Below are 21,745 nucleotides of genomic sequence, written 5' to 3'. Positions count from 1 at the left end.
ATTTAGCTACAATACTAGGGGCCAATTCGGCCCCTTTTAATTTATATATTGCAAAGAGAGTTTATGGCGATAGCAACTTTCTATCTTATTGAACCCAGTGGCGCACAAGATAGTGTGCAAGGACATATTGATTATGTAATCTACCTTGCTCACTATTTTTCTTCACAAGGTGCCAAGGTATACATTAACGCTCAAGATAGAAGTCAAGCCGAGGCGATAGATGAAGCATTGTGGCAAAAAAATCCAGAACAGTTTCAAGCGCATAACTTAATCGGCGAAGGGCCTCAATATGGCACACCAATTGAAATTGGTTTTAGTAAACTCACGCCTCATCGTAATAGGCAATTAGTCATCAATATGGCGAATGATGATACAAATTTTGCCGAGAGCTTTGCACAAGTGGTAGACTTCGTGCCTTGCGAAGAAAAAGCAAAGCAACAAGCCCGAGAAAGGTATAAAATTTACCGACAAAAAGGGTTTGAGATGCAAACGATTAAAATCGAAAACATCACTAGCTATATCAAAGAACAAAGCACGTAATTCAAAATTAAGAATCAAAACGGGTAAGACTTTATAGGTAAAACAACACGCTGCTTATTTGTTGCTTTACCTATAACGTTTTACGTTTAAAAACTATTATTTTTCACGCTCAAAGTATCGATAAAAGAAGACTATGGAAAAGACATATAACCCAACATCAATCGAACAAGCTCTGTATAAGACTTGGGAAGAGAAAGGCTACTTTAAGCCACACGGTGACACATCAAAAGAAGCATACAGCATCATGATCCCGCCACCGAACGTCACTGGTAGCCTTCACATGGGACATGCCTTCCAAGATACCATCATGGATACCTTGATTCGTTGTGAGCGTATGAAAGGTAAAAATACACTTTGGCAAGTCGGTACCGACCACGCCGGCATCGCAACTCAAATGGTCGTTGAGCGTAAAATCGCAGCAGAAGAGAACAAAACAAAACACGATTACGGTCGTGAAGCGTTCATCGACAAAATTTGGGAATGGAAAGCAGAATCTGGCGGTAACATTACCCAACAACTACGTCGTCTTGGTGCATCCGTAGACTGGGATCGTGAACGCTTTACAATGGATGACGGCTTATCTGCTGCCACTCAAGAAGTATTTGTACGTTTGTATGAAGAAGACTTAATTTACCGTGGAAAACGTCTAGTAAACTGGGATCCAAAACTGCACACGGCCATTTCTGATCTTGAAGTTGAAAACAAAGATAAAAAAGGCCACATGTGGCACTTCCGCTATCCATTAGCCGATGGTGCAATGACCGCAGATGGTAAAGACTACATCGTGGTTGCCACTACTCGTCCAGAAACCGTATTAGGCGATACAGGCGTGGCAGTAAACCCTGAAGATCCTCGTTACAAAGATCTGATTGGTAAAAATATTCTTCTTCCTATCGTTAATCGTTTAATTCCTATTGTGGGCGATGAACACGCTGATATGGAAAAAGGAACAGGTTGTGTAAAAATCACCCCTGCGCACGACTTCAATGACTATGAAGTCGGTAAACGTCATAGCCTACCAATGATTAACATCTTTACGTTCAACGGAGATATTCGTGACGCTGCAGAAGTCTTCACCACTAATGGTGAATCAAGTAATATCTATAGCAGTGATGTTCCAACTCAATACCAAGGTTTAGAACGCTTTGCAGCACGTAAAGCGTTAGTCACTGAAATGGAAACGCTTGGCCTGCTTGAAGAAGTCAAAGATCACGATTTAACTGTGCCTTATGGCGACCGTGGCGGCGTAGTAATTGAACCTATGCTGACTGACCAATGGTATGTGCGTACAGCCCCTCTTGCAGAACCTGCAGTAAAAGCAGTGGAAGATGGACAAATTCAATTCGTTCCGAAGCAGTATGAAAATATGTACTTTGCTTGGATGCGTGACGTTCAAGATTGGTGTATCTCGCGTCAACTATGGTGGGGACATCGTATCCCTGCATGGTATGACAATGAAGGTAACGTTTATGTTGGTCGCACTGAGGAAGAAGTTCGCGCTAAACATAACCTAGCGCCAGTTGTAGTGCTTCGCCAAGACGACGATGTACTGGATACTTGGTTCTCATCAGCGCTTTGGACATTCGGTACACAGGGTTGGCCAGAAAATACAGACGCACTGAAAACCTTCCATCCATCAGAAGTATTGGTATCAGGCTTTGATATCATTTTCTTCTGGGTTGCCCGTATGATCATGATGACCATGCACTTTGTAAAAGACGAAAGTGGCAAACCACAAGTTCCATTTAAAACCGTTTACATGACTGGTCTTATCCGTGATGAAAATGGCGACAAAATGTCAAAGTCTAAAGGAAATGTGCTAGATCCTATTGATATGATTGATGGTATTGATCTTGAATCTTTGGTTGAAAAACGTTGTGGTAACATGATGCAGCCTCAGCTAGCTAAGAAGATCGAAAAAAATACCCGTAAAACATTCGAAAATGGTATCGAACCTTACGGAACCGATGCTCTGCGTTTCACTCTAGCTGCGATGGCTTCAACTGGCCGTGACATCAACTGGGACATGAAGCGTCTTGAAGGTTACCGTAACTTCTGTAACAAACTATGGAATGCTAGCCGCTACGTATTAATGAATACCGAAGATCAAGATTGCGGCTTCACTGCTGGCGCTGATTTAGAATATTCATTAGCAGATAAATGGATTGAATCTCAATTCGAAATTGCCGCGAAAGAATTCAATACTCATATTGAAAACTATCGTCTAGATATGGCATCAAACACCTTATATGAATTCATTTGGAACCAATTCTGTGACTGGTACTTAGAGCTAACTAAACCTGTATTATGGAAAGGTAATGAAGCACAACAACGTGCGACTCGTCGTACGCTTATCACTGTGCTTGAGAAAACACTGCGTTTAGCTCACCCAGTAATCCCATATATCACCGAATCTATCTGGCAAAGTGTTAAGCCTTTGGTTGATGGGGTGGAAGGTGAAACCATCATGACTCAATCTCTACCTCAATTTAATGCAGAGAATTTTGATGAAAAAGCACTAGCCGATATTGAATGGGTAAAAGCCTTTATCACAAGTATCCGTAATTTACGTGCAGAATACGACATCGCACCAAGCCAAGGCTTAGATGTCATGTTTAAAGCGGCAGACGAAACTGATGCTGAACGACTTAAAGCAAACCTAAACGTACTTCAATCACTTGCGAAATTAGATAGTGTTCAAGTACTCAGCCAGGGACAAACGACAGTTGATGGCAAAGAGATCCCAGCTTGTGCAACATCACTGGTTCAAAAGTCTACCTTAATGATCCCAATGGCGGGTCTTATCGATAAAGATGCAGAGCTTGCTCGTCTTGATAAAGAATACGCACGCATTCAAGGCGAAATCAAACGTATTGAAGGTAAGCTAAGCAATCAAGGTTTTGTTGCGAAAGCGCCTGAATCAGTTGTTGCAGCCGAGCGTGCTAAGCTTGAAGGTTACCAAGAAACCTTAGTCAAGCTGGAAGAGCAAAAAGCAACCATTGCAGCTCTATAAGACCAATATCGAATTTTTGGCATACTATTGCTTGTAGTTCAAACTACAAGCCCCCATAAAGGCTGACCGAAAGGTTGGCTTTTTTTATATGAAAATATAAGAGATTGAAAGCTGAAAATGAAACAATCCATAAAGAATTAGCCTTATCAATCGTTTTTATCTATCAAATAAATAATTAAACCCACCCTTTACGAAATGAGAATTATTCGCAATAATGTATATAAAGAAAAACATTACTTCGGAGCTACTATGAAAAAAACATTCACATTCGCCATATTGCATTTTAGCGTTGCCTTCACATTAGCGTATTTATTAACAGGCGATATAATCATTGGTAGTTTAATTGCCATGACTGAACCCATGGTCAATACAGTTGTATTCTATTTTCATGAAAAAGTGTGGCAGCGCCCAAAATTGAATCGTATGGCACTTCTCTCACCAAGTAAAAAGACGGCAAGTTTCGCTGTATTGCATTTTAGCGTAGCGTTCTTAGTCACTTATCTCTTAACTGGTGATGCCCTTATTGGTGGATTAATGGCAACTATTGAACCGAGTATTAATACTATTGTGTTCTATTTTCATGAACGTTTTTGGCAGCGTAATGAAAAAGCAAAAATCACATTACATTGCCACCATCACAACTTGCACCAGCATGGATGTGAGATTTCAGAAGCGCCTAAATCTAATTTGCCAACAAAAGTGTATTAACCGATTCAAATTCATGGCGAACGTAGCATAGATTCAATGTTTTAAATATTTTTCAACCACGCTCACTTCATCATGAAAGTGAGCGTTTTAATCTCCCAATCCAAGTCACAAATATAACATTCATACTTAATAAAACAATAACTTAAGAAGGATATCAATATACATATCAATACTAGTTAGGTATAAAGAAAAACACATTCTGATTTGGTTTCACATTTTATGTCACTTCACATCCGCCCAATACAAGCACAAGACAATCCTCATATCGCTCAAGTAATTCGCGATGTTTCCGCAGAGTTTGGTTTAACCGCAGATAAAGGCTATAGCGTAGCTGATCCAACTTTAGATGCCCTATTTGAAGTCTATGATTCAGAAAAATCTCAATATTGGATATTAACCGACTCCAATGAAAATATTGTCGGTGGCGCTGGCATTGCGCCATTAGCAGGAAAACCAGAGGTATGCGAATTGCAAAAAATGTACATTTTACCGCAAGGACGAGGCCAAGGTTTTGCTCAAGAATTAATGACAACTTGTTTAAAACAAGCGAAAGCCCTTGGGTTTCATTACTGTTATTTAGAATCAACGGTTGAATTAAAAGCTGCATTAAAGCTTTATAAAAACCTTGGCTTTGAGCACCTCAACGCGCCTTGGGGAAATACTGGGCACCATGATTGTGAAATCGTCATGGCAAAAAAGTTATAATTACTTGCATTTAATGGACTTAATTAATAATCGTCAATAACAAAGACTTCACATTTTAGCAATGCCTATAACGGATAATGACTCACTCTTTGGCTGTCAGAAAGCGCAACATCAAAATAAAAGTGATACCCATCTAAATGAACATAAAGCTGAGTTGTCCCTTCTAAAGTATCGATAGAGCCTTGCTTAATCGTGGCTTTCTTTGGTGCTTCCACTTGAAAAGTAGCACTGACATAATCACTCCTAACATCTAAAGGTATGGTATACATCATGCCTTCATATTTAATGCTTGCTGACACTAAACCTGCCTTTAAAGTGGTGTAATACACATCTACTTTTAATTCACAGCCACCACCATGATGCCAAATTTGTTCAGTAACGACATGATGCAAACGAACGTTTCGAACTAACCGTAAAAAAGGAACTCGAGCGATCCCAACAGCGGTCATTTTGTTATTGTGCTGCGGTATTCCTAAGTGACAAATATTGGCTTCATCATCAATCAAAAAATCATCTTCTGGCTCTAAAAATAAAACCTCAATTCGATTTTTACCTAAATTTAAATACTCTTTAATATCTTTTTGATAGCGATATTGACTACCATCACAGTCAAAAACCGCGACTCCACCAACTCGCACTTCAGCATAATGGCTTATTCCTTCAATCACCAAATCGATTGCTGCGAGCCCAAGCATTGAATCATCGACCTCGATGTCATGCATCAAATGCCATTCTTGCTGCTCTATATCTTGTTCAGACAAATAATTAGGTAATGCCGAACTAAGCTGAGCCGGAAAGACAATGTCTGCTTGTGGAATGGTTAAATCTGTCAAGGGTGATATTTGCCATAATCCATTTAGTGTAAAGTGCATAATTATCCTAACCTGATGATGCCAAATATATTCATTGGTATAGTAAAGGTAAAAACCAGATATAAAAATACCAGCGTTTAAGCTGGTATTTTCATATTACAAAGAAACTGATTTATTCGTTATCGTCGTCTTCATCTTCATAAATGGCATCCTCTCCTTCATAGAAGGTACCCCAACCATCGTAAATGATGTCGTATTTTTCCGCTAAATTAACCAGTTTTTCAACTTGTTCATCAATCAGATTAGGATCAAGAGCCGATTGCATAATGGCGTCACAGCACAATACTTTCTCACCATCTTCATCTTCCGTTTCTTCAGCTTCTAATACTTCAAAACCCATTTTAAATGCTTCAATAACGGCTTTTTCCAATGTTTCGAAATCTTCAGCGAAAAGATGATGTTCAATATCATATAGGGCTTCTGGATCACTGCCATCTTCGATCAATGCTGCGATGATGTCGCGAGTTTCTTCTTTTTGAAATTCAATCAGCTCTTCAACTGATAGGTAATCGTCTTGCATAGATTGATCATTATTAGACATAATCAGTGCTCCAATGTGGGCTAAATTTTAGAAGGCGTATTTTGCCATGAAATCATAGTCTAAGTAAGTGAAAATCAACCTACTGATAATAAAAATAGCCCAATGAACGAAAGGCTGCACTTATTTCAATGACAACAAATAATGCAATGAAACGGATTAATAGAGAAAATTATAAAGTGAACATGGTATATCACGCATCAAAAAAATAAATAACAATTCACTTTATTGGCATTTTTATGTATAACTATTTTTTATCGTTTGTATAACAAGGATCCCGCTATGGCTTTCAACCTTCGTAACCGTAATTTCCTCAAGCTGCTTGATTTCACACCAAAAGAAATTCAATTTCTATTGACGTTATCGAAGGATTTAAAGAAAGCCAAATATGCGGGCTGCGAACGAAAAACCTTAGTTGGAAAAAATATTGCATTAATCTTCGAAAAATCCTCCACTCGTACTCGTTGCGCATTTGAAGTTGCTGCATTTGATCAAGGCGCTCAAGTCTCCTACCTAGGCCCTTCTGGCTCACAAATTGGCCATAAAGAATCCATGAAGGATACCGCGCGAGTTTTAGGGCGTATGTACGATGGCATTGAATATCGTGGTTATGGGCAAGCGATAGTCGAAGAACTAGGGCTACATGCAGGCGTTCCGGTTTGGAATGGATTAACGGATGAGTTTCATCCCACTCAAATTCTTGCCGATTTTCTAACAATGCAAGAACACTGCAAAGACAAACTGCTTCATAACATCACCTTTGCGTATCTTGGTGATGCTCGTAATAACATGGGCAATTCACTCATGGTCGGCGCGGCAAAAATGGGCATGGATATTCGCCTTATTGCCCCAAAATCTTTCTGGCCTGAAGAGGCGCTTATTGCTCAATGCCAAGAAATAGCTCAACAAACAGGTGCCAAAATCACTTTAACTGAAGATGTTACCGCTGGTGTTAAAGGGTGTGATTACCTTTATACTGATGTTTGGGTCTCCATGGGGGAAGCCGCTGAAGCTTGGGATGAGCGCGTCGCCTTAATGACCCCATACCAAATCAATATGAATGTGATTAAAGCGACACAAAATCCTCAAGTGAAATTTATGCATTGCTTACCCGCATTCCACAACGATGAAACGACCGTTGGAAAAGAAATTTCAGAAAAATACGGAATGAAAGGATTGGAAGTCACTGAAGAAATATTTGAATCCGATTACTCGATCGTTTTTGATCAAGCTGAAAACCGTATGCACACGATTAAAGCCATCATGGTTGCAACACTTGGTGATTAGTAATAAAAGAAAATAAAACCCATACCGCAATCGCTTGCGCTCATCATAATTGGGAGTATAATTTCGACCAATTATCGAAAGGAGTCAGTAATGCGACAATTGAGTCAAAACACCGAATTTTGCGTTACGCAAATGAACTTGTTTGATTCTGTTATTGTTTTTATTCCTCCACAAAAAAGCCTCCTTATTTAGGGAGGCTTTTTTGTATCTAACGATAAATCATTGACGGTATTCCCAAAATATTTAAACGACAGTTTTAAGTAAAGCGGGTTTATTACAATATCTAGAGAATGCGTAAACTAAGGATAAATCATGGCGAACTCGCTCTATCAAAAACACATCATTTCGATACCTGAACTGTCTCGTGAAGAACTTGAATTAATCATTCAAACTGCGGCACAAATAAAAGCAGAGCCTCAACCCGATCTGATCAAAGGTAAAGTCGTCGCCAGTTGTTTTTTCGAGCCCTCGACTCGTACTCGCCTTTCTTTTGAAACCGCAATCCAACGCATTGGTGGCAGCGTAATTGGGTTTGATAACCCAGGAAATACTTCTCATGCTAAAAAAGGGGAGACACTCGCCGATTCAATTCGAATCATTTCCTCTTATGTAGATGCTTTTGTCATGCGCCACCCACAAGAAGGTGCAGCGCGCCTAGCGTCTGAGTTTTCAAATAACACCCCCATAATAAATGCAGGCGATGGTTCGAATCAGCATCCTACTCAAACCTTACTCGATTTATACAGTATTTATGAAACTCAAGGCTCATTAGATAACCTTCATATCGCCTTTGTCGGAGATTTGAAATACGGCCGTACGGTTCACTCTTTAACGCAAGCATTGGCTAAATTCAATAACGTGCGTTTTTACTTTGTCGCGCCAGAAGCATTAGCCATGCCTGATTATATTTGTGAAGAGCTAGACGATGCGGGCATCCAATATAGTTTGCACAATGAAATTGAAGACGTCATCCCTGAACTTGATATCTTGTACATGACACGAGTACAAAAAGAACGCTTTGATGAATCAGAATATGCCCATATCAAGTCAGCTTTTGTACTGACTGCCGCGTCATTAAGAAAAGCAAAAAATAATCTAAAAGTACTACACCCTCTTCCACGAGTAGACGAAATCACTGTTGATGTGGATAAAACCCCTTATGCTTATTATTTCGAGCAAGCCGAAAATGGAGTGTACGCACGTACCGCATTGCTTGCTTTAGTTCTGAATAAAAACCTTTAGTCACGGAGACCTTATCATGTCGAAACAAAACCAGTTACAAGTTGAAGCCATCAAAAATGGTACCGTGATCGACCATATCCCAGCTCATATCGGGATCAAAGTACTGAAGCTATTCAAAATGGATAACGCCAATGAAAGAGTCACAGTGGGGTTGAACTTGCCCTCATCAGCGTTAGGCGCTAAAGACCTTTTAAAGATTGAAAATACATTCATTAGTGAAGAACAAGCTCAAAAATTGGCTCTGTACGCCCCGCACGCCACCGTCAATCAAATTGAAAATTACACCGTGGTGAAGAAATTGGCCTTAACATTGCCTAAACAAGTCACCGATGTTTTTAATTGCGCTAACAGCAATTGTATTACTCATAATGAACCAGTTGCCAGTAGCTTCAGCGTGGTAGAGAAGAAGGGAGAGATTCGTTTGAAGTGTAAATACTGCGAAAAAAGCTTTTCTCGTGAGATCATGACAGAGAAATAAATACCCAGTAGTTTTACACCTGATGTAAATTCGTTACTATCAACAAATACGACATTGAATCAATAACCGACTAAACAATGGAAAATAAATCATGACTAAAGTTCTTCATACTGAATCTGCTCCTGCTGCAATCGGCCCATATGTACAAGGTGTTGATCTAGGTAATATGGTGATGACTTCAGGCCAAATACCAGTTAACCCAACAACAGGTGAAGTGCCAACGGAAATTACCGCTCAAGCACGTCAATCTCTTGATAACGTAAAAGCCGTTGTTGAATCCTCAGGATTAACCGTAAGCGATATCGTTAAAATGACGGTATTTGTGAAAGACTTAGGGGATTTCGCGGCCGTAAATGAAGTGTACGGTGCCTTTTTTGATGAACATAATGTCGCAAATTACCCTGCGCGTTCATGTGTTGAAGTAGCTCGTTTACCAAAAGATGTTGGCATTGAAATTGAAGCCATTGCGGTTCGTCGATAATCGTTACAGCATCAGTTTAACGATCATATAGACAACAAACAAAGCAACAAGCTCAATATCAACAATATTTACTGATACCTAAAAAAATTTCGGTATATAATAATTAGCTCAAGTTACAGGTTTGTTCCTTGAGTTAATTAATATCTCATACTTAAATAAAAGATGGGTAATTAGGAGTATGTATACCTAAATGATTTATCCTCGGGACTTTTTAGGCAAAGAGTCCATACGCAAATCCTTTAAGTATGCAAACAATAAGGTTTGGTTATGAATATAAAATTACTCATTTCAATTTTGATTACCTTAGTGAGTGCTTTTTCCCCCTCTCAGTTTTTGCAGAATCACGAGTACTTCTTACGTTAACTGACAATCATGGATTCACCAAAACCTTCACGCGAGAAGCACTACAAGCCTTGCCTCAATCTGAATTAACTACAGAGACGCCTTGGACCAAAGGAAATAACATTTATCAAGGCCCACAACTCAGCACTATTTTAGATTTTGCTCCAAATGGATTTTCTACATTTAGAGTCTATGCACTCAATGAGTATTCTTATGAAATCACTAAGGCCGATTTAAAAAAATATCAGTTTATTTTAGCCATAAAAGAAAATGGAAAGGCCATACGAATTCGGGATAAAGGCCCATTATGGATTTTAATCCCCTTCTCAAAATATCCTGAAATTAAAACAGGTGATGAAATATTGAATCAGCTCGTATGGCAACTAAACAGAATTGAGATAATCTAATGCTCCACTTCTCTAAAAGCTTGCGACTCACGGTTGTTGTTATTACGTTATTAACCGTCTTTACAATCAGCTTTTTTGGTAGCATCTACCTTCAAAAAAGAAATGAAACCAATATCATTCATTTCTATCGCTCAACCAGTTGGTATGCAAACCGACTTCCATACCAATCTGAACGCTTTCTTTATAATCAAAAACTCTATCAGTTAAATGCCGTCTCTTATGATGAATTTTATGAAGCATATGAGGTGCTCTGGAGTCGAATTGATGTTTTCTTAACAACCAGTGAAACTAAAATATTACGAGACAATCACCCTCTCGTGGTGGAAAAAGTACAAGAATTATTTTCAGATATAAAATCCATGGATAGCGACTTTCAGCATCCAGCGCAACTTCATACCGCAGCGTTTCAAAAAAAAATAAACTCCGCATTACAACACTCAAAAGAATTACGTTTTAAACTGAGCGATGTCCTAAATGGTAAAGTCACTCAAGCTATACATAAAGCCAATGATTACATTGAATTATGGCAGCTTATTATGTTTATTATCTGCATTTTACTTTCCGCTAACTTATTACGATTTATGCAGCGTTTCTCTGCGTTATCAAAGGTGGATCCTTTAACACAGATAGGCAATCGTCGAGGGCTATTTGACTATTTAAAATACCGTTTAAATCAAAATGAATTTTTCGCTATTGTTTTTATGGATCTTAAACGCTTTAAATTGATAAATGATGAAATTGGCTATGAAGTGGGTGACCAAGTTTTAAAAATGTTTGCTAATAAAATAAAAAAAAGCCAAAACTGTGAAGTTTTTCGCTTTGGTGGTGATGAGTTTGTTTTAGTCGCCGACTTTAAAAAAAATTCACCGCAAAAAGAAGATGTCATAACTTGGATGAAAGCCTTACAGCAAAGGTTAAATTTTGAATATTCATCTAAAGAATACACATTTCCAGTAATGGTTCGTTTCGGCGCAGCTTGCCGTCAGAGCAATCAAGAGATCACAACGGAAAGATTAATAAATAATGGTATCCATGCTTTAAATGAAGCGAAAAAAGCTCAAGATAGCGATTGTGTTTTATATCAAGACACCATCATCCAGACTCAAACTAATAAACACAAAAAGTCACTTATTCAACAATGGCTAAGCGAAGGTGAAGTGCTGCCTTTCAATATTAATCTCATCCCACTTTATCAAAAAAATAAAGACGAACTCATCGCATTACAATTTGAATTACTTTGGAAACATAATCAAGAAGTGTGTTCTCATGAATGGCTCACCGACCACCGATTATATTTATCCATTCTTCCCTACATTCTAAGGCAAGTAAGCAAACAAAATACTAAGCCAATTTTGGTTAAACTTACCCATTTATACCAACTAGAAAGGCTGTTAAAAACGGATGTTAGCGATCTTTTCAATACCCAAAAAGCCGCTATATCTCTGCCCAAACTACCGGATTTAGCGCATTATGAGCTGGAATTTCTACATAATAACAATATCATTTTAGCCATTGAAGAAATCACAACTCATACTTATCAACAAGCAAAACACTTAAAACATTTACGCTATTGGGTTCCAAGCTCACTACCTGAATCACCAACACATAAGAACGTATTATTTGAACTGGCTGATTCTTTAAAAATGGACACCTTACTCAATGAGTCTTTAAAAGGAAAAGTGACATCTGTATCCCCCAAGCACAGAATAATCCTTGTATAAAAAAGCCGTAAACTTCTATTTACTGCTTTTCTTTTAAAGTTCATTTTATAGACTGATACTCGACGTTAATGACCACCAGCCGCTACTGCACCACCACCTGATTTGATAAAAGGTCCTTTAGTAAACCAAATAAACCCTATTAAAATGAAGAATAACCATCCAAGCATGTAGAAATAGTCGATGGTCGACATCATATAAGATTGAGTGGTGATCATATGATCAATCGAAGCAAAATTAACTTGGGTTTGTCCTCCCATTTTATGCAAATAATCAACAGCGGCGGGTTCATAATTACTCACATGTTCAGTGAGTGTCGCATGATGGAAATCAGCACGGCGGCTCCATATCCAAGTGGTCAGTGATGATGCGAAACTCCCACCAAGAACCCGTAAAAATGTCGTTAAGCCAGAGCCTTCTGCAATATCGTGTCCATGTAAATTAGACATAAAAATGGTGGTCAATGGCATGAACATAAAAGCAATACCAATCCCCATGAATAACTGCACTTGCGCAATAGAAGCAAAGTCTACAAAAGTATTAAAGTTTGCTCGTAAGAAACAAGATGTGCCAATCACAACAAAAGAAATACTCGCTAAAATTCTCAAATCCGTTTTATGTGCATACTTACCGATAAATGGTGTGAATAATAAAGGCAATATCCCCATAGGCGCAGAGGCTAGTCCTGCCCAAATAGAGGTGTATCCCATATAGATTTGTAGCCATTGAGGTAAAATAATATTAATAGCAAAGAAAGCGGCATAACTTAACACTAAAGCAATAGTGCCAAAGGTATAATTTCTGTCTCTGAATAAGTACAAATTAACAATTGGGTGCTTCTCTGTTAATTCCCAAATAACAAAAGAAATTAATGCAATAACTGAAATAGATGCCATAACGACAATGTTAGTTGACTCAAACCAATCCGCATCGTTACCTAAATCAAGAACGACTTGCAGCAAACCAACGCCTAACACTAGCAATGCTATACCAATGTAATCAATTGGCATTTTCGCCGTGACATCCACTCGGCCTTTTAATTGTTGCCATACCACAGTACAACAAAAAATGCCGATAGGAACATTAATAAAAAAGATCCAAGGCCACGAATAGTTATCCGTAATCCATCCCCCCGTAATGGGCCCAACAATCGGTGCAACGACCGTCACCATCGAAATTAAGGCTAATGCCGCCCCTCGTTTCACGCTTGGGAAAATCGCCAATAATAACGTCTGGCACATTGGAAACATTGGCCCAGCAAAGAACCCTTGAAAAGCTCGAAATACAATCAACTCTGGCATGCTAGTGGCAATACCACACAAGAAAGATGCAAAAGTAAATAATGCAACCGACAGTATAAATAATCTAAGCTGACCTATACGACGAGAAAACCACCCAGTCAAAGGCAACGCTATCGCATTACAGACAGCAAAAGAGGTAATAACCCAAGTACTTTGTTCCGAGCTTACGCCTAAATTACCCGCGATCGTTGGTAAGGCAACGTTAGCAATCGTACTATCAAGCACTTGCATAAATGTTGCCAATGCCAATGCGATCGTCGCTAACACCATACTCGGTGGGGTATAAGTTTGATCGTTCATGGATGCCTCGTTACTGAACAGTCGCAGTGATGCCTACATTCTCATGTACAATTTTAGCCACTAACTTATCAGCCTCAGCTAAATTACTTTGGTACACATCGGTACTGTAACGAGCTTCCGTTTTCGATTCTTTGGCCAATACTTTTCCACTCGTGTCTTTAATGTTCACATTCGCTAACATAGACAACCCGATACGTAATGGATACTTGTCTTGATTTTGATCCTCTAAACGAATTTTAACCGGTAAACGCTGGACAATTTTTATCCAATTACCACTGGCATTTTGAGCCGGTAATAATGAAAAGGCACTCCCCGTACCAATACCTAGGCTTTCAACAATGCCTTTGTATTCAACATCATCACCATATAGGTCAGAGGTTAATATCACTGACTGCCCAATACGCATATCTTTTAGCTGGCTTTCCTTAAAATTGGCATCTACCCATACTTGATGAAGTGGCACAATAGCCATTAATTGACTGCCTGGTTGTACTTGAGTGCCTAATTGAACCGCTCGTTTTGCAACATAACCACTCACAGGAGAAACAATTTTTGTCCGTAAATTCGCTAAATAAGCTTGGCGTAAATTGGCAACCGCGGATTTAACTCCAGGGTGAGTGTTTATAACGGTGTTATCGACCAAAGCAACCGTCATTTGAAGTGACTGCTCTGCCGATTGCAATTGACTTTTAGCGGCTTCAAAATTATCACGATAATGAATGAGGTCTTCTTTAGAAATAGCACCTGATTTGACTAAATTTTTACGACGATTGTAATCATTTAATGCTTGGCGATACTCCACCTTGCTCGTTTCCACTTTCGCTTTAAAGTTATCCGCTTCTGCGTACATACTGCGCACTTCACGAATCTTACTGGCTAATTTAGCTTCTGATAGTTGCAGAGCTATTTGGGTATCGTTCGAGTCTAACATCACCAGAACTTGCCCCTTTTCAACATAATCCCCTTCATCAGGAACAACTTGGCTGACGGTACCAACAATTTGCGGAGACAATACAACTAAGTCTCCATTAACATAGGCATCATCCGTTTCTTCATAATATTTTGAATATAATTCGTAATAAGCAATGTACCCACCAGCAATCACTAACAAAAGAATAAATAAAATGAAAAAAGAGGCTTTACGCTTATTCTTTGGTGTGCTGCTATCTTCAATGTTTTTCTGTTTATTTTCCATGATTCAACCATTTGATCATCAATATAGAATTTAATCGTTATCGCTCAAGTTACTGCAATGGCAATAAACGCTTTAATAACTGGCTCAACTGATCCACTTCTTTTTGGGACAGATCGCCAACGAGTAACGGAGAGACTTGGTCTTCAATTACATCCACGCATTGTTCTAATAACGATTGGCCCGTAGTGGTTAGGCTCAATACCACACCGCGTTTATCGTCTGGATTCGGATATTTTTCGATAAGTGATTTTTTAACTAACCTTTCAACCATTCTCGTCATAGAGCCGCAATCAATGGAGAGAGCTTTACTGATCTCAGCTGGAGAGTTCACACCGTCAAAAGCAATGACAGCCAGCACTTTAAATTGTGCCGCTGTCATATCTAAAGGCATTAAATATTGATGAAGTAAACGTTCTTTATGTTGGTTTACCAAACCAATGAGTTTTCCTAAAGGGATTCCCGAAGAATTAGTATTTGAAATAATCGCCATTCATTGATCTCCGAGCTTTTTCATTAAATAATCCCATTCAAACTTCCTGCCTAGGCAGGTAAAGTGTTCAAATGTTACTGCTTAGGCAAGCATTTTGTCAATAAACATTTCAATATGTAAGTAAATATTCCAATCATTGCATTCAGATGCATTCTAATACGCTCTGTCCCCAAAGTAATTGAAGTTGCAGTCAGGTGACAAGTGAATGAAGCCATTATCATAAGTAGCCTTGTGACTGAGGTGAATAAAAGCGGTCAACAAAACTTCATCTTCAAATACGAGGAGTATAAAATAAAAGATAAAGGCTATTGCTTGTTGCAGCGTATTCAATGAATATTCATCAAACTTACCAAAGAGGTATTCATATATGCGGTTCTTTAAAATAAATAATGGCTTAATTAAAGAAATGAGCTACGACGATTCGTCTAAAAAATCGGAATTGATTGAACAAGCGGATTGGATTGATGCTCATGAGATAAGCGAAGATGAAAGAGGATTACTTTCTAGCCTATTAAATATCGAATTACCCGGATCTGACGATGTAGAAGAAATTGAAGCTTCTGCACGTTATTTTGTCGATCAAGCCGGATTACATGTCCACTCATTGTTCTTATCTCCCACTGAAGGTCGACATACCACTGTCAATGTCGCCTCTATTTTGCAGAAAAACAGGCTTATTACCATTCGAGAAGGCAGTATTGCAGACTTTCGATTATTACGTCTTCGAGCCAGACGAGGTCAAGTAAGTAGTAATGATGTCCAATCGTTATTTATTACTATATTAGAACAAAAAGTCGAAAACCACGCCGACACCGTGGAAGATATTCATCATCAACTAGAAAAAATCAGCTATACCGTATTAGAAGATGAAGACGCAGATTGGGAAGATTGCATTAGCCGGTTAGCCCGATTAGAAGACAGTAACGGTAAAATACGCTTATGTTTAATGGATACTCAACGCGTGATTTCTTTTTTGCTAAGGCATTTAAAATCAACCCCTGAGCAACTAGAGACATTACGAGAAATAGTACGAGATATTGAAACCTTAATGTCCCATACTACATTTTTGTTTGAAAAAATTAATTTTTTAATGGATTCAACTCAAGGTTTTATCAATATTGAACAAAATAAAATCATCAAAATATTTTCCATCGCCTCGGTCGTTTTTTTACCTCCAACGGTGATCGCAAGTGTTTACGGTATGAACTTTGAAATAATGCCTGAACTCAATTGGGATTTCGGTTATCCATTTGCCATACTATTGATGATCACGTCAGGCTTTGCTCCTTATTTTTACTTCAGACGAAAGGGCTGGCTTTAATACAAGTATCTCCTTATAAAACAAACATAAAAAAGCCAATGTAATGCCGAATATTACATTGGCTTTTTAGTCATCGTTTATTATTTTTTATTTAATTCAATAACTTCTAAATCAATTTTTTCTAGCTTTGCTTTCATTTGATTACGACATTCTTTCAGTAAGTGCCGCACATCCTCTTTACTATAACCTTCAACACAGATCGGAGGAAGCATTTCAACAATCACATGACCATTGTCCCAACGATTGAGTTTAATCTTATCGGTACTGCTACAAACTATCGGTACTATCGGCACTTGGGCAGCAATCGCGGCATGAAAAGCTCCGGTTTTAAAAGGCAATAAACCACGTCCACGAGATCGTGTTCCTTCAGGAAACATCCATACAGAAACTTTATTTTTCTTAATTTGTTCAGCAACTTGGCTGATAGTATCCATCGCTTTGCTTCGATTAGCACGATCAATCAAAATATTGCCAGTCAACCAGTACAACTGACCAAACAAAGGAATCCATACTAAGCTTTTTTTGCCAACCGTTACTACATTAGGAGTAAGAGCGGAAGAAATCGTAAATAAATCCCAGTTATTTTGGTGATTCCCTAAATAAATATGCTGACTACGATGATAAGCCTCATCTGGTACTCGAACGATAAGTTTGATACCAAACACTTTAGACATACGACCGAACATACGACCGAAAGTAAAAACATGACGAGGATTTCTTGGGCTAAATAAGCAATACCCACACCCAAAAACAAACATGAATACAGCAAATATCGCTACCGCAATAATGCGTAATAAAGCAATCATTCCATTCTCCAATCACGTACAGCGTTAAAACACAAATCGCAGTACACAATAAAAAAGCCGAAACCACAAGGCTCCAGCTTTAATATCAGCATCAACCTTACCTAAAATTTATAGGTAAATTAACCCTGTTGTTATTGAAAACGCTCGATATTTGCACCAAGCGCATTTAATTTATTTTCAATACGATCATAACCACGATCAATATGATAAATACGATCAACGATCGTTTCACCTTTTGCAATACAACCTGCAATCACAAGACTTGCTGAAGCACGAAGGTCCGTAGCCATGACTTGGGCTCCTGTTAATCCTTTGGTGTCACCACAAATAACCGTATTGCCTTCGATTTCAGCTTTGGCTCCCATACGCAATAATTCGGGTACGTGCATAAAGCGATTTTCAAAAATCGTTTCTGTGATCACACCACTTCCTGTGGCCATCATATTCAATAAAGTAAACTGAGCTTGCATGTCGGTCGGAAAACCGGGGTGCGGTGCGGTACGGATATTGACGGCTTTAAGTTTACGGCCGGTCATATCAAGGCTAATCCAATCCTCACCAGATTCAACGCTCGCACCAGCTTCTTCCAGCTTAGCCAACACCGCTTCAAGTAATGAGGCTTTAGTATTACGGCAAATAACATGACCACCTGAAACAGCAGCTGCAACAAGGAAAGTTCCCGTTTCGATACGATCAGCAACCACGGTGTGTTTACCACCAGCAAGACGCTCAACGCCTTCAATAATTATGGTTCCAGAACCTGCGCCCGTAATTTTGGCTCCAATACTATTTAAAAATGCTGCCGTGTCTTCGATCTCAGGTTCACGTGCTGCATTTTCTAATACTGTTTTACCTTCTGCTAACGTTGCTGCACACATAATAGTAATGGTTGCGCCTACAGACACTTTATCCATCACGATATGTGCGCCTTTTAAACGCCCTGCAACTTCTGCTTTAACATAACCATCTTCGAGTGTAATCGTCGCACCGAGCTGCTCAAGACCATGAATATGAAGGTCAACAGGACGAGCACCAATAGCACAACCACCAGGTAAAGAAACTTGGCCTTTACCAAAACGCGCCACCAATGGACCAAGAGCCCAAATCGATGCTCGCATGGTTTTCACCAAATCATATGGAGCGCAATATTCATGAATAGGCCCAGAATCAACATGAATGCTTTGACCTTCTCGAGAAACCTCTGCACCAAGGCGTTTAAGCAGTTCCATCGACGTATCGATATCACGCAGCGCTGGAACATTTGCCACTTCTACCGGACCTTCAGATAAAATTGCAGCAAATAAAATAGGTAAGGCTGCATTTTTTGCACCAGAAATGGTCACTTCGCCTTGCAATGGGCCGGAGCCGTGTACTTTAAACTTTTCCATTAAAAACCTTGCTTTAACTAAGCTCTTGCTTTTTTGATAAACGCTATAGCGACATTAATTTTTTATCGCGCGCCCATTCATCAGGCGTGTACGCTTTTATTGAGACCGCATGAATATCATTTCTTTGAATGTATTCCATCAGCGGAGCGTAAATTAATTGCTGTTTTTTAACTCGACTCATACCATCAAAAGCAGGATCGACTGCAATCACTTCGTAGTGACTGCCTTCCCCTTTGACATGAATTTCTTGTAGTGACAATGCGTCATCTAATATTTTTTTTACTTGGATAATGTCCACGTAACCCTCTATATCTCAGTTGATTGAATATGATCGAGAAAAACCTCATCAATATTGCTGAGTTTGAATAATGTTTTTAGCTGATCTGGTATAAAGGTCAGCATTATATGGCAATTTCTATTTTTTGCATGCTGTAATAGATGAATGAGCATCACCATACCCGCAGAATCAACACGCTCAACTTGCTGTAAGCTTACTTCAAATTGATCTGTCTTAGGGTTCCAATGCTGTAATTGCCCCCAAAGGGTGGGTACAGTATCACGAGTTAATTGCCCAATGATAGAGGCAAGATTTTCAGAATCATCTCGCCACGTCACTCCGACCATTATTTTTTCCCTTCAAATACAATATCTTTACGCGCAAGCTCTTTTAGCTCTTTGGTTACTGAAGGAATGCCATCTTGACGAATTTTAGTATTCCATTCTGATTGCTTACTTGATAACAAACTAATCCCTTCAGCGACCATATCATACGCTTTCCACTCACCCGTTTTGCTATTTTTCAATAATGTGAAATCTAACTTCACATTTGGTCTGCTTTTATCAACAATTTCAACAGGGATCGAAACCACTCGCCGATCATCGGGAATCGATTTTTCTGGTGAAAACTGAATTTTTTGATCCGAGTATTGAGTTAATACCTGAGCATAAGAGGTAATTAAGTAACCACGAAACTCATCAATAAAAGCCGAGACTTCTTTTTTATCCGCACCACGTAAATTAGGGCCCAATAACTTTAATGCCGCATATTGATAATTAACATAAGGCATCATTTCCTCATCAACGACGGTTTTTAAATAGTTTGGATCGCTTTTTATTTTTGTCTGCTCAGATTTCAAACGATCAAACGTTTTATCTGCCACCGCGTGCATCATTTGATATGGATTGCGACTATCAATTTCATTGGCTTGCGCGGTAAAAGCGGCACCAACAAAGACAATAATGGTGATTAACTTTTTAAATAATGACATTTTCTACTCCTTAGATGAAGATGCACCTGAATCTTTACTGCTATATAAAAACTGGCCGATCAGATCTTCTAATACTAATGCAGATTTGGTGTCTTCGATATAGTCACCATTGTCAAGCATTGCCACTTCATCCATAACAAAACCAGGAACCAAGCTAATATATTGCTCGCCAATTAAACCTGACGTTAATATTTGCGCGCTAGACGTTTCTGGGTATTCACCAAATTGACGACCAATAGCCATGCTAACAACAGGCACATAGTCTTGTGTATCGAGATGAATATTCGTTACCTGCCCGACTACGACACCACCAACTTTAACCGGTGAACGTACTTTAAGGTTACCAATATTGTCAAAGCGGGCCTTCAGTGTGTAATTATCACTTGGCCCTATACTGGTAACATTGGCAACTTTAAACATCATGATCAAAATGGCAATCACTCCTGCTAATACAAAGCTGCCTACCATAAATTCTAAACGACGATTTGTTTGCATGATTCCGTTTCCAAAATAGTTTTCATTTAATGTTGGGTTTCAATCATTAACTTAATGACCAAACATTAAAGCAGTAAGAATGAAGTCAATTCCCAAAACCGCTAGCGAAGAATGCACGACGGTTCTTGTCGTCGCCTGACTGATGCCTTCAGAAGTCGGAACACAGTCATAACCATTAAATAAAGCAATCCAAATAATAGTTATGGCAAAAACCAAACTTTTGATGACACTATTACCGATGTCATACCCTAAGCTCACAGAAGATTGCATCGCCGACCAATAACTTCCAGCATCAATCCCTTTCCATTCAACGCCAACAATTTGGCCTCCCCAAATCCCCACTGCCATAAAAATCATAGCAAGTAATGGCATTGAAATAACACCAGCCCAAAATCGAGGTGAAATGACTCGGCGCAAAGGGTCAATGGCCATCATCTCTAGACTGGATAATTGCTCGGTTGCCTTCATTAAACCAATTTCTGCGGTTAAAGCCGAACCGGCGCGACCTGCAAACAATAATGCAGTAACCACAGGACCTAGCTCTCTTAGTAAAGACAGCGCCACCATTTGACCTAAACTGCCCTCCGCGCCGTAATCAACTAAGATAATATAGCCTTGCAGGCTAAGTACCATGCCTATAAACAACCCTGAAACGATAATTATCGCTAAAGACTGCACTCCAACGGTATAAAGTTGCTTTACTAATAGTGGGAAATTCTTCTTGAACTGTGGCTTACCAACTAATGCGCCAAAAAGCATAAATGAGGCTCGCCCCCACGCTTCACACACTCCAATCGTTCTAGAGCCAAGTTTCGCGATCCATTCAAATTTCAATTTTGATGCCTGACGT

Annotated in this window: 23 protein-coding genes; 11 read left to right on the top strand and 12 right to left on the bottom strand. The window is 39.1% G+C overall.

Going from position 1 to position 21,745, the window contains the following annotated elements; translation table 11 throughout:
• Nucleotides 1-63: 63 nt before the first annotated feature.
• From VCASEI_RS02860 to VCASEI_RS02845, 4 genes are all read left to right on the top strand, one after another.
• On the top strand, nt 64-540 hold the full coding sequence (locus VCASEI_RS02860) for a DNA polymerase III subunit chi (RefSeq protein WP_086960665.1): 477 nt from the start codon (nt 64-66) through the stop codon (nt 538-540).
• Nucleotides 541-673: 133 nt separating this feature from the next.
• Entirely contained in the window at nt 674-3,553 is a 2,880-nt protein-coding gene (locus VCASEI_RS02855) for a valine--tRNA ligase (protein WP_089110559.1), read from the top strand.
• A 249-nt stretch (nt 3,554-3,802) separates the two neighbouring features.
• Complete coding sequence (locus VCASEI_RS02850; protein ID WP_089110560.1) at nt 3,803-4,261, top strand: DUF2061 domain-containing protein; 459 nt, start codon at nt 3,803-3,805, stop codon at nt 4,259-4,261.
• 219 nt (nt 4,262-4,480) lie between these two features.
• A complete protein-coding gene (locus VCASEI_RS02845) occupies nt 4,481-4,966 on the top strand; it encodes a GNAT family N-acetyltransferase (RefSeq protein ID WP_086960671.1) in 486 nt (161 codons plus the stop codon).
• Nucleotides 4,967-5,031: 65 nt separating this feature from the next.
• Here VCASEI_RS02845 and VCASEI_RS02840 read toward each other — a convergent pair whose 3' ends face one another.
• Together VCASEI_RS02840 and rraB are read right to left on the bottom strand one after the other, a co-directional pair.
• Nucleotides 5,032-5,838, bottom strand: a complete 807-nt coding sequence (locus tag VCASEI_RS02840) for a glycosyl hydrolase 2 galactose-binding domain-containing protein (protein WP_086960673.1) — start codon at nt 5,836-5,838, stop codon at nt 5,032-5,034.
• A 112-nt stretch (nt 5,839-5,950) separates the two neighbouring features.
• Nucleotides 5,951-6,379 carry a ribonuclease E inhibitor RraB gene (gene rraB, locus VCASEI_RS02835; protein WP_226983381.1) on the bottom strand — a complete coding sequence of 143 codons (429 nt, stop codon included), beginning with the start codon at nt 6,377-6,379 and terminating at the stop codon, nt 5,951-5,953.
• Nucleotides 6,380-6,658: 279 nt separating this feature from the next.
• Here rraB and argF point away from each other — a divergent pair, with 279 nt between their 5' ends.
• From argF to VCASEI_RS02805, 6 genes are all read left to right on the top strand, one after another.
• Entirely contained in the window at nt 6,659-7,663 is a 1,005-nt protein-coding gene (gene argF, locus VCASEI_RS02830) for an ornithine carbamoyltransferase (protein ID WP_086960675.1), read from the top strand.
• 312 nt (nt 7,664-7,975) lie between these two features.
• The gene (gene pyrB / locus VCASEI_RS02825; protein WP_086960677.1) at nt 7,976-8,905 is read left to right on the top strand and encodes an aspartate carbamoyltransferase; all 930 of its coding nucleotides are present in this window, start codon (nt 7,976-7,978) and stop codon (nt 8,903-8,905) included.
• A 16-nt stretch (nt 8,906-8,921) separates the two neighbouring features.
• Nucleotides 8,922-9,383 carry an aspartate carbamoyltransferase regulatory subunit gene (gene pyrI, locus VCASEI_RS02820; RefSeq protein ID WP_086960679.1) on the top strand — a complete coding sequence of 154 codons (462 nt, stop codon included), beginning with the start codon at nt 8,922-8,924 and terminating at the stop codon, nt 9,381-9,383.
• Nucleotides 9,384-9,474: 91 nt separating this feature from the next.
• A complete protein-coding gene (locus VCASEI_RS02815; protein ID WP_086960680.1) occupies nt 9,475-9,864 on the top strand; it encodes a RidA family protein in 390 nt (129 codons plus the stop codon).
• A 413-nt stretch (nt 9,865-10,277) separates the two neighbouring features.
• A complete protein-coding gene (locus VCASEI_RS02810; RefSeq protein WP_162621010.1) occupies nt 10,278-10,613 on the top strand; it encodes a hypothetical protein in 336 nt (111 codons plus the stop codon).
• Nucleotides 10,613-12,334: a GGDEF domain-containing protein gene (locus VCASEI_RS02805; RefSeq protein ID WP_086960682.1), complete on the top strand. Its 1,722-nt coding sequence runs from the start codon at nt 10,613-10,615 to the stop codon at nt 12,332-12,334. Before VCASEI_RS02810 ends, VCASEI_RS02805 begins: the two co-directional genes overlap by 1 nt.
• A gap of 65 nt (nt 12,335-12,399) precedes the next feature.
• Here the strand turns inward: VCASEI_RS02805 and VCASEI_RS02800 are convergent, their stop codons facing one another.
• Genes VCASEI_RS02800 through VCASEI_RS02790 form a run of 3 tightly spaced genes read right to left on the bottom strand, consistent with a single transcriptional unit; the run spans nt 12,400 to nt 15,617 of the window.
• Complete coding sequence (locus tag VCASEI_RS02800) at nt 12,400-13,932, bottom strand: DHA2 family efflux MFS transporter permease subunit (protein ID WP_086960684.1); 1,533 nt, start codon at nt 13,930-13,932, stop codon at nt 12,400-12,402.
• A 10-nt stretch (nt 13,933-13,942) separates the two neighbouring features.
• A complete protein-coding gene (locus VCASEI_RS02795) occupies nt 13,943-15,127 on the bottom strand; it encodes an efflux RND transporter periplasmic adaptor subunit (protein ID WP_086960686.1) in 1,185 nt (394 codons plus the stop codon).
• A gap of 49 nt (nt 15,128-15,176) precedes the next feature.
• Nucleotides 15,177-15,617 carry a MarR family transcriptional regulator gene (locus VCASEI_RS02790; protein WP_089110562.1) on the bottom strand — a complete coding sequence of 147 codons (441 nt, stop codon included), beginning with the start codon at nt 15,615-15,617 and terminating at the stop codon, nt 15,177-15,179.
• Nucleotides 15,618-15,984: 367 nt separating this feature from the next.
• Here VCASEI_RS02790 and corA point away from each other — a divergent pair, with 367 nt between their 5' ends.
• Entirely contained in the window at nt 15,985-16,938 is a 954-nt protein-coding gene (gene corA / locus VCASEI_RS02785) for a magnesium/cobalt transporter CorA (protein WP_086960690.1), read from the top strand.
• A gap of 80 nt (nt 16,939-17,018) precedes the next feature.
• On the opposite strand, the gene VCASEI_RS02780 is transcribed toward corA, so the two are convergent.
• From VCASEI_RS02780 to mlaE, 7 genes are all read right to left on the bottom strand, one after another.
• Nucleotides 17,019-17,744, bottom strand: coding sequence for a 1-acylglycerol-3-phosphate O-acyltransferase (locus VCASEI_RS02780; protein WP_086960692.1), 726 nt, complete (start codon nt 17,742-17,744; stop codon nt 17,019-17,021).
• Between the two features lie 131 nt (nt 17,745-17,875).
• A complete protein-coding gene (murA, locus tag VCASEI_RS02775) occupies nt 17,876-19,132 on the bottom strand; it encodes a UDP-N-acetylglucosamine 1-carboxyvinyltransferase (RefSeq protein ID WP_086960694.1) in 1,257 nt (418 codons plus the stop codon).
• A 43-nt stretch (nt 19,133-19,175) separates the two neighbouring features.
• On the bottom strand, nt 19,176-19,430 hold the full coding sequence (gene ibaG, locus VCASEI_RS02770; RefSeq protein ID WP_086960696.1) for a BolA family iron metabolism protein IbaG: 255 nt from the start codon (nt 19,428-19,430) through the stop codon (nt 19,176-19,178).
• 8 nt (nt 19,431-19,438) lie between these two features.
• Nucleotides 19,439-19,756 carry an STAS domain-containing protein gene (locus tag VCASEI_RS02765; protein ID WP_089110563.1) on the bottom strand — a complete coding sequence of 106 codons (318 nt, stop codon included), beginning with the start codon at nt 19,754-19,756 and terminating at the stop codon, nt 19,439-19,441.
• Nucleotides 19,756-20,400: a phospholipid-binding protein MlaC gene (gene mlaC / locus VCASEI_RS02760; protein WP_086960700.1), complete on the bottom strand. Its 645-nt coding sequence runs from the start codon at nt 20,398-20,400 to the stop codon at nt 19,756-19,758. Before mlaC ends, VCASEI_RS02765 begins: the two co-directional genes overlap by 1 nt.
• A gap of 3 nt (nt 20,401-20,403) precedes the next feature.
• Nucleotides 20,404-20,895 (bottom strand): outer membrane lipid asymmetry maintenance protein MlaD, encoded by a 492-nt coding sequence (mlaD, locus tag VCASEI_RS02755; RefSeq protein WP_086960702.1) that lies wholly within the window; start codon nt 20,893-20,895, stop codon nt 20,404-20,406.
• A 51-nt stretch (nt 20,896-20,946) separates the two neighbouring features.
• Nucleotides 20,947-21,729 carry a lipid asymmetry maintenance ABC transporter permease subunit MlaE gene (mlaE, locus tag VCASEI_RS02750; protein ID WP_089110594.1) on the bottom strand — a complete coding sequence of 261 codons (783 nt, stop codon included), beginning with the start codon at nt 21,727-21,729 and terminating at the stop codon, nt 20,947-20,949.
• Nucleotides 21,730-21,745: the final 16 nt, after the last annotated feature.

Origin of the sequence: Vibrio casei (genome assembly GCF_002218025.2) — a bacterium.
GTDB classification, from domain to species: domain Bacteria; phylum Pseudomonadota; class Gammaproteobacteria; order Enterobacterales; family Vibrionaceae; genus Vibrio; species Vibrio casei.
This window is presented reverse-complemented; position numbering and strand designations above follow the sequence as displayed.

What these genes read in the sequence shown, in the direction of transcription:
- VCASEI_RS02860 (WP_086960665.1), top strand. Translation starts at nt 64, where the DNA reads ATGGCGATAGCAACTTTCTATCTTATTGAACCCAGTGGCGCACAAGAT.
- VCASEI_RS02855 (WP_089110559.1), top strand. Translation starts at nt 674, where the DNA reads ATGGAAAAGACATATAACCCAACATCAATCGAACAAGCTCTGTATAAG.
- VCASEI_RS02850 (WP_089110560.1), top strand. Translation starts at nt 3,803, where the DNA reads ATGAAAAAAACATTCACATTCGCCATATTGCATTTTAGCGTTGCCTTC.
- VCASEI_RS02845 (WP_086960671.1), top strand. Translation starts at nt 4,481, where the DNA reads ATGTCACTTCACATCCGCCCAATACAAGCACAAGACAATCCTCATATC.
- VCASEI_RS02840 (WP_086960673.1), bottom strand. Translation starts at nt 5,838, where the DNA reads ATGCACTTTACACTAAATGGATTATGGCAAATATCACCCTTGACAGAT.
- rraB (WP_226983381.1), bottom strand. Translation starts at nt 6,379, where the DNA reads ATGTCTAATAATGATCAATCTATGCAAGACGATTACCTATCAGTTGAA.
- argF (WP_086960675.1), top strand. Translation starts at nt 6,659, where the DNA reads ATGGCTTTCAACCTTCGTAACCGTAATTTCCTCAAGCTGCTTGATTTC.
- pyrB (WP_086960677.1), top strand. Translation starts at nt 7,976, where the DNA reads ATGGCGAACTCGCTCTATCAAAAACACATCATTTCGATACCTGAACTG.
- pyrI (WP_086960679.1), top strand. Translation starts at nt 8,922, where the DNA reads ATGTCGAAACAAAACCAGTTACAAGTTGAAGCCATCAAAAATGGTACC.
- VCASEI_RS02815 (WP_086960680.1), top strand. Translation starts at nt 9,475, where the DNA reads ATGACTAAAGTTCTTCATACTGAATCTGCTCCTGCTGCAATCGGCCCA.
- VCASEI_RS02805 (WP_086960682.1), top strand. Translation starts at nt 10,613, where the DNA reads ATGCTCCACTTCTCTAAAAGCTTGCGACTCACGGTTGTTGTTATTACG.
- VCASEI_RS02800 (WP_086960684.1), bottom strand. Translation starts at nt 13,932, where the DNA reads ATGAACGATCAAACTTATACCCCACCGAGTATGGTGTTAGCGACGATC.
- VCASEI_RS02795 (WP_086960686.1), bottom strand. Translation starts at nt 15,127, where the DNA reads ATGGAAAATAAACAGAAAAACATTGAAGATAGCAGCACACCAAAGAAT.
- VCASEI_RS02790 (WP_089110562.1), bottom strand. Translation starts at nt 15,617, where the DNA reads ATGGCGATTATTTCAAATACTAATTCTTCGGGAATCCCTTTAGGAAAA.
- corA (WP_086960690.1), top strand. Translation starts at nt 15,985, where the DNA reads ATGCGGTTCTTTAAAATAAATAATGGCTTAATTAAAGAAATGAGCTAC.
- VCASEI_RS02780 (WP_086960692.1), bottom strand. Translation starts at nt 17,744, where the DNA reads ATGATTGCTTTATTACGCATTATTGCGGTAGCGATATTTGCTGTATTC.
- murA (WP_086960694.1), bottom strand. Translation starts at nt 19,132, where the DNA reads ATGGAAAAGTTTAAAGTACACGGCTCCGGCCCATTGCAAGGCGAAGTG.
- VCASEI_RS02765 (WP_089110563.1), bottom strand. Translation starts at nt 19,756, where the DNA reads ATGGTCGGAGTGACGTGGCGAGATGATTCTGAAAATCTTGCCTCTATC.
- mlaC (WP_086960700.1), bottom strand. Translation starts at nt 20,400, where the DNA reads ATGTCATTATTTAAAAAGTTAATCACCATTATTGTCTTTGTTGGTGCC.
- mlaD (WP_086960702.1), bottom strand. Translation starts at nt 20,895, where the DNA reads ATGCAAACAAATCGTCGTTTAGAATTTATGGTAGGCAGCTTTGTATTA.